At 43.7% G+C, this 11,886-nt stretch carries 11 protein-coding genes and 1 pseudogene; all 12 read right to left on the reverse strand.

The features are described 5' to 3' along the window. Positions 1-66: 66 nt before the first annotated feature. The 12 genes and pseudogenes from BLS49_RS19800 to BLS49_RS19855 all read right to left on the reverse strand — a co-directional run bounded on the left by BLS49_RS19800 (position 67) and on the right by BLS49_RS19855 (position 11,866). A complete protein-coding gene (locus tag BLS49_RS19800; protein WP_245742587.1) occupies positions 67-1,011 on the reverse strand; it encodes an alpha/beta hydrolase in 945 nt (314 codons plus the stop codon). Positions 1,012-1,177: 166 nt separating this feature from the next. Further along, entirely contained in the window at positions 1,178-2,620 is a 1,443-nt protein-coding gene (locus BLS49_RS19805; protein WP_091234956.1) for an ATP-binding protein, read from the reverse strand. A gap of 1 nt (position 2,621) precedes the next feature. Continuing rightward, the gene (locus BLS49_RS19810) at positions 2,622-3,338 is read right to left on the reverse strand and encodes a response regulator transcription factor (protein ID WP_091234957.1); all 717 of its coding nucleotides are present in this window, start codon (positions 3,336-3,338) and stop codon (positions 2,622-2,624) included. 62 nt (positions 3,339-3,400) lie between these two features. Then, entirely contained in the window at positions 3,401-4,663 is a 1,263-nt protein-coding gene (ccsA, locus tag BLS49_RS19815) for a cytochrome c biogenesis protein CcsA (RefSeq protein WP_091234959.1), read from the reverse strand. After that, the gene (gene resB / locus BLS49_RS19820) at positions 4,660-6,330 is read right to left on the reverse strand and encodes a cytochrome c biogenesis protein ResB (RefSeq protein WP_091234961.1); all 1,671 of its coding nucleotides are present in this window, start codon (positions 6,328-6,330) and stop codon (positions 4,660-4,662) included. The genes ccsA and resB overlap by 4 nt, the downstream gene beginning before the upstream one ends. A 21-nt stretch (positions 6,331-6,351) precedes the next feature. Next, positions 6,352-6,879 carry a redoxin domain-containing protein gene (locus BLS49_RS19825; RefSeq protein ID WP_091234962.1) on the reverse strand — a complete coding sequence of 176 codons (528 nt, stop codon included), beginning with the start codon at positions 6,877-6,879 and terminating at the stop codon, positions 6,352-6,354. A gap of 506 nt (positions 6,880-7,385) precedes the next feature. Beyond that, a pseudogene (locus BLS49_RS19830) lies at positions 7,386-8,093 on the reverse strand (pseudouridine synthase); the annotation flags it as partial. A gap of 117 nt (positions 8,094-8,210) precedes the next feature. Then, positions 8,211-8,744, reverse strand: a complete 534-nt coding sequence (locus BLS49_RS19835; RefSeq protein ID WP_091234964.1) for a spore maturation protein — start codon at positions 8,742-8,744, stop codon at positions 8,211-8,213. 6 nt (positions 8,745-8,750) lie between these two features. Next, positions 8,751-9,380, reverse strand: a complete 630-nt coding sequence (locus BLS49_RS19840; RefSeq protein WP_091234966.1) for a nucleoside recognition domain-containing protein — start codon at positions 9,378-9,380, stop codon at positions 8,751-8,753. A gap of 39 nt (positions 9,381-9,419) precedes the next feature. Then, positions 9,420-10,562 (reverse strand): D-alanyl-D-alanine carboxypeptidase family protein, encoded by a 1,143-nt coding sequence (locus BLS49_RS19845; RefSeq protein ID WP_091234968.1) that lies wholly within the window; start codon positions 10,560-10,562, stop codon positions 9,420-9,422. A gap of 162 nt (positions 10,563-10,724) precedes the next feature. Further along, positions 10,725-11,183, reverse strand: coding sequence for a GerW family sporulation protein (gene ytfJ / locus BLS49_RS19850; RefSeq protein ID WP_091234972.1), 459 nt, complete (start codon positions 11,181-11,183; stop codon positions 10,725-10,727). Continuing rightward, entirely contained in the window at positions 11,156-11,866 is a 711-nt protein-coding gene (locus BLS49_RS19855) for a DUF2953 domain-containing protein (protein WP_245742589.1), read from the reverse strand. The genes ytfJ and BLS49_RS19855 overlap by 28 nt, the downstream gene beginning before the upstream one ends. Positions 11,867-11,886 lie beyond the last annotated feature (20 nt).

Consider the following 11,886-nt stretch of genomic DNA (forward strand, 5'->3'; position numbering starts at 1 on the left):
CAGGAATTCCGCATCATGACACTATTACACATGAGATACGGTCATAGAATGTATCTTATACAGAAATTATCGATCCCTAAGCCATGATTTGGCTAACATAAGTGCACCCCTCGCTGCTTGTGTATCGACCAGAGCATTCAGCATAACAAAGTCATGAATGATCCCCTGGAACCGGACTGTGATCACAGGTACTCCTGCTTCACGAAGATGATTTCCATACGCTTCTCCCTCATCACGGAGCACGTCAGCTTCAGCTGTAATAATAAGCGCAGGCGGCAATCCTTCAAGCTGTTGTTTGGTCGCATGAAGCGGAGACGCTGTAATTTCTTTTCTCTCATTTGGGTCATCTGTGTATTGATACCAGAACCACTGCATGGCATCACGTCTCAGATAATAACCAGTTGCAAATTCGTGATAAGAATCCGTATCAAATGCAGCATCGGTAACAGGATAGAACAACAATTGCTTGTGAATTTTCGGTCCTTTACGTTCCTTAGCAAGCAAGGTTAAAGCGGCTGTCATGTTCCCTCCAACACTATCGCCTGCAACAGAAATATTGTTAATGTCGAATCCCTGCCCCTTACTATTACGTTCAACCCACTTTAGCACCTCATAAATTTCTTCAATAGCCGTAGGATATTTAGCTTCCGGTGAAAGACTATAATTTGGAAAAACGACACAAGCCTCAGCTCCTACTGCCAGCTCACGGATTAGGCGATCATGAGTATGCTCGTTGCCAAACACCCAGCCCGCTCCATGAATGTATAGGATAATCGGCAGCTTTCCAGTCGCATTTCGCGGGCGAAGCAATCGAATGGATACCCTCCCCTTCGGTCCGCCCTCTATTGTTAAATCCTCAATATTTACAGGGAGCTTATCAGCCTCGCCTAATTGTATTTCATTAACGGCATGTCGTCCCTTTTCAGGGCCTAACTGAAATAAAAATGGTGGTTCTGAGGTATCTTTAACGAAATTCATTGCCACTTCTTCCAATATTACGTTCTTTTTCACAGGAATCATCCCCTCGTATTTTGTTCGAAGCTTATTATTCTATTACCCATTATTCTTGATTTGTTGATCTAAAATACCTATTATTGTTTCACGTTGAACAAGATTAATCTTCTGAATTCAACAAAAAAACATCCCTTTTTTCAAAGGATGTTTGTCTTTGTGATGTTTATTTTTGCTTTTCGACAGGTAATATGATATGAAACACTGTTCCTTTGCCAATTTCGCTCTCAGCTTGAATCGAACCTTGGTGAGAATCCACGATATTTTTCACAATTGACAATCCAAGCCCTGTTCCGCCATTCTCACCGCGAACTCGTGCCTTATCGGCTTTGTAGAATCGATCAAATACATAAGGCAGATCATCAGGTGGAATTCCTACACCGTCATCCTGAATGTAAACATGCATCTCAGGGCCGCGTTTACCTTCCTTCAATTTAGCAGCGATAGTGATTTGTCCGCCTTCATGTGTATGTCTTAATGCGTTATCAAGCAAATTCGTTAACACCTGCTCAAGTCGATCCTCGTTAGCTTCCTGTAAAGTAAGCGTCCCGGCATCAAGTTCAAGCTTGAAATTAATTTCATTCTCCTTCGCGCGAACCAGAAACTTACGATACACCCTTTCAGCAAGCTCGCGAAAATCCATCGGTCTCATTACCATATCGGTATGACCCGCTTCCATGCGTGCTAAATCAAGCAAATCACGTACAAGTCTGCCCATCCGCAGGGATTCATCGTGAATGACCTGTACGAGCTCCTCTCTCTCCTCTGGAGATGTCGCCATGCCATCAAGCAGAGCCTCACTGTAGCCTTGCATCATAGAGAGCGGCGTCCGAATTTCATGAGAGACATTTGCAACAAAATCACGGCGCATTTTCTCAAGTCGTACTTCCTCGGTTACATCCCGCAGAACGGCTACAGCACCACGTACCTCTCCATCAGAAGTGAGCGGAGCCATATGTACAGACCATACTCCCTTTTTGACGTGAACATTCATGCTCTGGTCTTCTTCCTCATCAAGCACACGAGTATACATCGATAAGAGTGGTGTAGGAGCTTTAGTTAACGAAGAATGTACACTATTAATATTGACCTCCTCGAGCTCCTCTTCCTGCAAATCGCCCCACAAATGAAGCAATTCATCACCCGGCGGATTCGTCAAAATAACATAACCATCGCCATCAAGCGTAATCACCGCATCGTTCATGCTACGGAGTATGCTCGATAAATGCTCTTTCTCATGATTGAGACTGCGAATTGTATTTTCAAGCTCCTCAGCCATATGATTAAATGTACTGGCCAGCTGTCCAATTTCATCACTTGTTTTAAGCGACAATCTGGTATCGAATTTTCCTTTTCGCACAGAATCTGTTGCCCGGATCAATTGCTGCATCGGCTGTGTGATTTTGGTAATTAAAAATAGTGCAAAAAAAGTTGTAAGGGAGAAACCAATGATGCAAACAATCACAAACAGCTTCTTGATCGCTCCCGGATTTGTAAAATTGGTATCGATATATGGCAGCAAGAACAGACCTAGCAGCATTAATACACAGGCTACTAGACATATGATCGTAACCCAGAGTTTACCGACTAGCGTCCTCCAGAACCTCACGTTACTTTGCTACCTCCAATTTGTATCCTACACCCCATACAGTCGTAATCATCGCCGCTGATTCGGGAGACACCTTGTTAAGCTTTTCGCGCAGACGCTTCACATGCGTATCTACCGTTCTTAAATCACCAAAAAACTCATAATTCCATACGTCCTTCAGCAATTCCTCACGAGAGAACACTTTATCAGGAGATACAGCCAAGTAATGCAGGAGTTCATACTCTTTTGGAGTCAAGCTAACTTCCTGGCCACTTGCAGTCACCCGATGGGCGTCATGTTCAATTATAAGATGAGGAAAAACAATATTGTTGCTCGCACCAGTCTCTTTAGTCAAATAAGCTGTAGCTGAAGCGCGGCGCATAATTGCTTTTACCCGGTATATGACTTCACGTGGGCTAAACGGTTTGACAACGTAATCATCGGCCCCAACTTCAAACCCTTGTACGCGGTTAATTTCTTCACCTTTTGCCGTTAACATAAGTACAGGCGTTGCTTTGATCTGTCTCAGACGGTTACATACCTCGATTCCATCGATGCCTGGAAGCATAACATCCAGCAAGATAAGACCGTAATCATTTGTGCTTGCCTTTTTCAAAGCAGTCTCACCGTCTTCTGCCTCGTCAATTTCATATCCTTCTTTTTCCAAATACATTTTCAATAGACGGCGAATCCGTTCTTCATCATCTACTACCAAAATACGGTTCTCTTGATCTGACATGAACAACAACCCCTTCATCATCTTACCCATTCATTATAGAACATATGGATACGGTTATATCATTAATCTGTCCCTGCATATGAATGCAAACCGGCAATAATTAGGTTAACCCCAACAAGCGTAAACATAACCACTAGAAAACCAATAACAGCGAGCCAGGATGCCTGACGCCCCTGAAAGCCGCGTGACAAGCGGAGATGCAGATACGCACTATAGTAGAGCCAAGTAATTAAAGCCCATACCTCTTTCGGGTCCCAACCCCAGAAACGGCCCCACGCCTGCTGTGCCCAAATCATTGCAAACACAAGCGCTCCAAGCGTAAAGATTGGAAAACCAATCGCAATCGCCCGATAGCTGATCTCATCCAGATCATCTGGATCGATTCCATTTAAAGTTGGCGCGAGTACTTTACCAAGGGGACGACGACTAACCAGTCTGAGAATAACGTATAACAATACACCGGTTAATACTGCCCATATTACCGTATTAAACTTGCGGCCCGCATGAGCACCATTCATCCAGGATGGAGCTTCGAACCACGGTTTATCCATTCCTAGGAACGGTTGAATGCTCTCTATTTGGCTATTATAAGGAGCCACAATAGGGGGCAATTTATAGACCTCATTGTCTATTGTACTATTTTGCTCCACTTGGCTGTCAATGGTTGTCGTATTTTGTGTAAAAACAGCTTCATAACCAGATGCTCGGAAAGCGAAAACAGAAATAATAAAGCCCAATACTATAATAATAGAAAACATAGTAAATTCAACCCACCATTTTTGTCGGCGAGCTAATTTGTCAGTTCCATTGAAATCAACAGTTCTTAGCAAATACATAAATCCGGCGGCAAAACCGACCGCAAAAAACGATTCTCCGACAGCTGCCAAAGTAACATGGATGTAGAGCCAAATCGATCTCAGCGAAGGTATAAGCGGCTGAACATCCTGTGGAAACACAGCTGCATATGCCATAATAATAATTGCAATTGGAAGTGCGAACATACCAAGCAATATTTTGCGATAAATCAGAAAAATAATAGTAAATGCCGTCATGATCATCATCGACAGGAACGTCATAAACTCATACATATTACTTACCGGAATGTGACCGCTATAGCCCCACCGTGTTCCGCAATAAATCAAATGTGCAATGAGCCCCAATGTTGAGGTCGTGAATGAAATTTTACCCCATTTGCGTTCATGCTGCTTCGGATCACGATTACTCCAGGTACGTCCTGTTACAGCTATTACATAAAAAATAAATGCTCCACAATATAAATAAAATGCCGTGACAAAAGCGTACCTGCTAATTTCCAATAAACTCATGACCGGTTACCTCCGTTATCGAGTGACTTCTCTTCCACATCAATTCCCATGACCTTCAGTAACGAGGCCACTTCGCGGCGCATTCCGAACCAGTTTTTGGTCGTATGCCCCCCGAGTGTTAACACCCCGCCATCGATACGAAGCCAAATTCGCCGGTGCTGCCAATAAAATCCCATAATCAGGCCGAGCATAACAATACCAAGACCCGTCCATACGTAAGGCATCGCACGATCGATTCTTATGTTCAAATAACTGGAGGACTGTATGAAATCCACATCTTCCATTCCAATTACGTCTAAAACGAGCTTATTCTGCAAACCGCCTAACTTCTCGTTAATGGAATCCTGTTGAAATCTTTCTTTATCGATCTGTTTAGGAAAATAAATGTATTGACTGCCTTCCTCCGGTAAATCGGGACCTTTGATAACAAAAAGAAATGCCGGAGCATTAGGGTCCTTTGATTTAGAGATCGGTTGTCCCTGTTCATTCAAGGAGAAATCCATGAATTTATTTTTTAGCTCCAAAGTATATGGTCCTACATCAAAATTACGCTCCGGATTCGTCATCTCAAGCTTGAATTTACCATACTGTTCTCCGGTTACTTTATCTACCAGCATCGGTTGAACAGAGCGTAGTTTAGGAGTTAGATCATAATCGAACTGGTAAGCCTTCAAGCCCTTAAAATTGAGAGGATCATTAACCCTTATGGCATGCTGCTTAACCTCGGTTAACTGCGGTTCCCTGGAAGGATCGTCACAATCTGCGGTACACTCATAAAGTGTAACTTGAGTCTCAAACAGCTTGGGAACAATTTTTCCTGTGCTCCGAAACTCCTCAGACATTTCATCCTCCGTGTAATACTCGACAGTGAACTTCTCGTTCTTCATATACATCTTCGTATCCGGGATTTTCGTAATTTCACCCTCTGGAAACCAGTAATGCTTGTCAAGATGAAGTCCTGGAAGACCACGAAACAATACCGCTAACAAAAAGACAATAAGTCCAATATGAATGACATATGGCCCCCATCGACTGAATCTTTGCTTCTCAGCTAGCAGAGCATCATGCTCCACGTGCACCCGGTATCTTTTTTTCTTTAGTACAGCTGCAGCCTGCAATACCCACTGAGCCGCATCTCCATGAATCGGCCCTTGATACACAATCTTTTGACGGGTTAAAAACTGCATATGCTTGTGTATTTTTTGTTTTGAAAGCGCTTTGTAAAGTGGCAACACACGATCCAGGCTGCAGATTACAAGTGAGGCCCCGATCATCACGAGCAGCAGAACGAACCACCATGATTCGTATGTATGTGATAACCCTAGATTGTAGTAAATATCTCCGATCGCCCCGTACTTTTCTTTATAAAATGTTGAAGGGTCAAAATTAACAAAATTGCTCTCCTGTTCAAAAATCGTCCCGAAAATAGCTCCGATCAAGGTGATGATAATGAGATAGATAGCTACTTTTACTGACGAGAAGAAATTCCAAATCTTATCTATAAAATTCGGATTACTTCGTTGAGATCGTCTAGCGACACCATCATAACGCATCTCCAGCAATTCATCGGGATTCGAAATTTCATAGAGCGGTTTGCCACAAGCTTCGCAGAGCACCGTCCCTACTCTGTTCTGATGCCCGCACTCGCATTTTGTATTTTTAATCAAGATACGGCCCCCTTATATTCATCAAGGCTTCACCAGCTGCTTAATTTGATCATCTAAAGTAGTCAAATTAAGCTCCCCTTCATGGATAGAGGCAATCTTACCCTTCTTATCTACAAAGAAAGTCGTAGGCATCGGAACGACACCATATCGTACAACGGCTTCATTATTGGAATCGTATAAAACAGGAAAATCGACGCCCATTTGCTCTGTAAAATTCTGAACCGTCATCTTGTCTTCACCCGTATTAACGCCAAGAATCACTACTCCCTGATCACGCCACTTCTCCCATTGCTGCTGAAGAGCAGGCATTTCCTTGACACAGTAAGTGCACCATGTCGCCCAGAAATTGATAACAATGGCGTTGCCCTTGTAATCATCCAGCGTATGTACTTTGCCATCCAGACCAAGAAGCTTGACAGCTGGAGGTTTATCCCCAATCTGCGGCTTTTCGCTTCCATTGCCAAGAACAGCAGAGCCGATTGCATAACTCCCAAGGATAACAATAAATATGAGTATGATGATCTGTACGGGACGTCTCGCTTTCCCCATTGCCAACTCTCCCTTACCATGACATTAATCATAATTAATGGACAAATAGTGAATATCCTATGAACATTATAACGAAAAATGACACAGTTTCAGCAAGGAAAAATTTGAATATTATGTGTCCTTATAAAAAAATGCGGTGAAAACCGAAATAATTTGAGCCTTTTTACGGCAACCACTCAGTTGGCTTCAAATATTCCGCTTGTTCACCGCACTATTTATTATTATCGTATCAAAAATTATCTTTTCGGCGATTTGCCTGATCTTCCTGGATTGTTAGTTCTTCTGCTAGAATTATTGTCTGATTTATTTGGGCGATTCGGCTTATTGTTTCGTACGCTTGATTTATCTTGGCTCTGACTATTCGGCCTGGCAGATGACTTGCTCCAGTTGTTTGTTTTTGGCTTTCTTGTTCTTCTAGGCAGGGATTCAATTTGACTACTCGTACTAGAATCGGCTGATTCGGCTGGTGCTTCAGCCTTGTTATACTTACCGGCGAGTCGAACCTGCTTCAACAACCCTTCAATTTCTTCCTTCGTCAAATGGCGATAAGATCCTCTTTTTAAATTGCCGAGGAATAAATCGCCAAATGAAATTCGTTTCAGCTTATTTACTGGATGATTAATAGCATCAAACATGCGGCGAACCTGACGATTCCGTCCTTCATGAATAGTAATGGAGATCGTTGATTCTTTTCCTTCAGGATTAATATCGTGATATTCAACCTCAGCCGGTGCTGTCATGCCATCCTCCAGCATGACCCCCTTCTTCAGCTTGTCCAGCTCGCTGCCGTGAGGCACACCTTTTACAGTGGCGTGATATGTCTTGGGGACATGGTGCTTCGGATGAGTTAGCATATGAGCAAAATGTCCATCATTCGTTAACAGAAGCAAACCTTCAGTATCATAATCCAGGCGACCTACCGGATAGAGCCGCTCAGTTATTCCCTTCAAATAATCGGTGACGATTTTTCTGCCTTGCGGATCAGACGCGCTCGTAATAACGCCCTTTGGCTTATTAAATACAAGGTACATCTTCTTCTCGGCGCCAACAGGCTTACCGTCTACTGTAATTTCATCTACTGCAGGATCAGCTTTCGTTCCAAGGGTGGTAACCGTCTCACCGTTCACTTGGACTTTGCCGCTTAGTATCAATTCTTCGCATTTGCGACGCGATGCTACGCCCGCTTCAGCCATTATTTTTTGCAATCTTTCCATTGTTATTAAGTCACCTCATACACATGATACCTATAAGAGAACAAAATCACAATAGCGGCAACGATCGACAGCACAACAAAACAGTCAGACGAAGTAGATCGCCTGACTGCATAAATATTAGCCGAATAAGAGCAAACACACGAATATAGCGGCAACAAAACCGATTAAATCGGAGAAAAGCCCTACTTTCAGAGCATATCGTCCATTTCTAATGCCTACCGCTCCAAAATATACGGTTAACACATACAATGTAGTATCTGTACTGCCCTGCACAGTTGAAGCTATTCTTCCGATCATCGAATCCGGTCCATAGGTTTTGATCAGGTCTGTTGTGAAGGCCAATGACCCTGTTCCTGTCAGTGGCCTGAGAATTCCGAGGGGAAGCACTTCTGGCGGAATATGTAAGCTCTGTAGAAACGGAGTCATCCAACCTACGAAAAACTCAAGTGCACCAGATGCACGAAATACGCTGATAGCGACCATCATACCGACCAGGTGAGGAATTATACTGATCGCGGTGGAGAATCCATCCTTTGCTCCATCCACAAAAGATTCGTATACAGGCACTTTTTTAAAATGGGCATATAACGGTATAAAAGCGATCATGACAGGCACTGCCCAGGCGGACAATATATTAATCCATTCCAGCAAGGAGACTCACCTCTTTAGTGTTAAGGTCGGAGGAGGAGCAGCTACCGGTGGTTTTTTTCGCAAATCACGATGACGATACCAACGGTCCGCCACAATGGCAGCGGTTGTTGCAACAGCTGTGGCGAGTAGGGTCGATCCAACGATTTCGGCAGGATTTGCAGAATTAAAATTCAGGCGGATCGCAATGAGTGTGGTTGGGATTAAAGTAATACTGGCGGTATTTAGTGCAAGCAGTGTACACATAGCAGGTGAAGCGGTCTCTTTATCCGGATTCAATTCCTGGAGCTCCTGCATAGCCTTGATCCCCATGGGTGTTGCGGCATTTCCGAGTCCCAGCAAATTAGCGCTCATATTTGTTAGTATATATCCCATTGCCGGATGATTTTTCGGAACGTCAGGAAATAAGTAGCTAACGACAGGACCGAGCCATCTGGAAATGGTTTTGACAAGTCCCGCATCTTCTGCAAGCCGCATAATGCCAAGCCAAAAAACTAATACACTGATTAGTCCGAAGCATACTGTAACCCCTGTTGCAGCTCCATCAAAAGCAGCTTGAGTGACAACATTGATGTCTCCTTTGATTGCGGCGAATGCAAAGCCAATTATGATGAGTGCAAGCCAAATTTTATTCACCATCGCTTCCCAGCCCCCCCGTCATAATCACATTAAATTTATCTAGACTTCAATAAGAAGCTTCCTCATGATCAATCTAAAGGAATCGATCCAGCTGCCTTTCTGCTGCTCCAGAGCCAGTGACTCCGTAGCCTTTTGATCATATATAGGAACCGATCCAATCTCCTTGCCATCCAATGAAATAGTTATTTTTCCCTTGTATCCGAAATCATCAAGTCGTGATGTTTTCTTCAGAATAAGACGCCGCTCGATTTGTTCCGTCTCTCCTTTGGATAAGGCGTAGTTGAATTCGCTTCTCGTCACTAAACCGCTCTGTACTCGCTGTCCTTCACCTATTAGCTCAGTTAAAGGATAATTCTCGAATCCGTAATCCAAAAGCTTTGCATGGTCGTTCCAGTCATCCCCATCGTTAATAGTTACGGCAACAAGCTGCTGTCCATTTCGAGTAGCGGAGCTGACAAGACAACGCCTTGCAATTTTCGTATATCCTGTCTTTACACCATCAGCTCCCTCGTAAAATCGCAGCATTTTGTTTTTGTTATCCCATTTATAGTCCCAAGGATCATTGGGATTGGGTGCTTTTTTGGCCTTCGTTCGCACAATTTCTTTAAATACCGGATTATGCAGCGCATATGCCGTCATTGCGGCTAAATCATTAGCAGAGGAGTAATGTCCCTTGGCATCAAGACCATGAGGGTTTTGAAAGCGAGTATGCTTTAACCCCAGCAATTCTACTGTTTCATTCATCAGAAGCACAAAACCTTCTTCTGAGCCCCCGACATGCTCTGCAATTGCTGTAGCCGCATCATTACCTGAACGAAGCATTAATCCGTACAGCATATTTTCAAGGCTCATTTCCTCTCCAAGCTGCAGATAGATTGATGATCCTTCTTTTCGATATGCTTGATTGCTTACCTTGACGATCTCGTTCATTTTTCCGTGCTCAATCGCAACAATTGCTGTCATTATTTTGGTCAGACTCGCAATCGGAAGCTCCTCATCTCCATGACTGCTGAACAAAATCCGGCCCGATGTTACATCAATCAATGCCGCAGCTCGTGCATGCGTAGACGGGGGGACAATAGTTTCTTCTTTAGCTTGTACCTTTTGCATTTCTATTTGTGAAGCAAGTATCAGACTGAGTGCCATGAGGCAAAAACTGCGAATCAAAGTTGGTTTCCTCATTTCGATTCCCTCCGACCTTCGCTTTCGCGAACTAGTTTAACTATATGCATACCCATACAAAAGTATGTCCAAGCCCAGGCTTATCCATTAAAAAAAGACCCTTTCCGATGTACAGGAAAGGATCAATTGTCATCGCAGTTAAAGTGTGGGTTGAAGTCGATTTTACAGTTCCGGTGTTCCCCCACTGTTGTTTTTACCGCAAGATGCGATCATGTTCTCGATTCTGTCGATTACTCCAGGAACCGAATCAATCACTTTTTCCATAAGATGTGTCTGATTGTCAAGCGGTACGATATTAACCCCCTGCTTACCGACGACAAGAAAAGCGATCGGGTTTATCGACACACCACCCCCGCTGCCTCCGCCGAACGGACGAAGTCCGCCGTTATTGGAAGCAGAATCGGAGTCAGAGCCTTGACTGGATGAATTTTTGTGTTGTCTGTCATCGACATTAAAATCGCTACCTCCAGCTGCAAAACCGAACCCGACACGACTGATGGGAAGAATGACGCTTCCGTCCGGTGTTTCAACCGCTTCCCCCACTATCGTATTGACATCGACCATATCCTTAATGTTTTCCATTGCCGTCTTCATTAGGCCTTGAATAGGATGCTCAGCCACTTACGGATTCCTCCTTTCACTTTTAACACGCGAACTATGAGTACCAGTCCAGCATGTATAGCATAACCGCAGCGAATTTGAGCTATGCAGTGTATCTCCGTGGTAAATAACGGCCGACTGCCAAAGACGGGAACAACAAAAATTTTGGGTCTTTGCAGCAGGGTAACATGGTAACTTAAAAACCCGACCAGGACAGATTTGACGCCCCATAAAACTCCAGTTAACGTGGCAGTATGCGCTGCATCAGATAACGCTATATTCGTTGACCAATCCAGTTTGCGAATCGCGACTCGGTCCAGCGTGTTACGCATCCATTTTTTTAGCCCTTTCGTAGCTGAGAGTATCTCTTTGAACTCTTTAGTCCATTGATGCACTTTTTCCTGATCAATAACCTGCTCCTCATTTGAAGTATGTCCTTTGAGAATATTATCGCTTTGGCTTTTTTCTACCCACACACCTTCCTGCAAGCTCTTCAGTACAATTGCAGGCACTTCATAATGGAGAGTAACAAGCCCATACAACATCTTCACATCAACAATTACTGAATCATCCCAATTTTTCTTAGTTACACTTAGCCGAACCGTAATTACAGATGTCAGGAGCAAGGCGATGATAATCAGCAACAGGAGCAGGATGCTTCCGATCCATATCCACACCGGCAAGCCCTCCATTGCCATTGTCATTTAACAACATTCTTTTATTA

Source organism: Fontibacillus panacisegetis, from assembly GCF_900102215.1.
Classification (GTDB): domain Bacteria; phylum Bacillota; class Bacilli; order Paenibacillales; family Paenibacillaceae; genus Fontibacillus; species Fontibacillus panacisegetis.

Coding starts and splice junctions, on each gene's coding strand:
- BLS49_RS19810 (WP_091234957.1), bottom strand. CDS start 3,338: ATGTCAGATCAAGAGAACCGTATTTTGGTAGTAGATGATGAAGAACGG.
- ccsA (WP_091234959.1), bottom strand. CDS start 4,663: ATGAGTTTATTGGAAATTAGCAGGTACGCTTTTGTCACGGCATTTTAT.
- BLS49_RS19825 (WP_091234962.1), bottom strand. CDS start 6,879: ATGGGGAAAGCGAGACGTCCCGTACAGATCATCATACTCATATTTATT.
- BLS49_RS19840 (WP_091234966.1), bottom strand. CDS start 9,380: ATGGTGAATAAAATTTGGCTTGCACTCATCATAATTGGCTTTGCATTC.
- BLS49_RS19845 (WP_091234968.1), bottom strand. CDS start 10,562: ATGAGGAAACCAACTTTGATTCGCAGTTTTTGCCTCATGGCACTCAGT.
- BLS49_RS19855 (WP_245742589.1), bottom strand. CDS start 11,866: ATGACAATGGCAATGGAGGGCTTGCCGGTGTGGATATGGATCGGAAGC.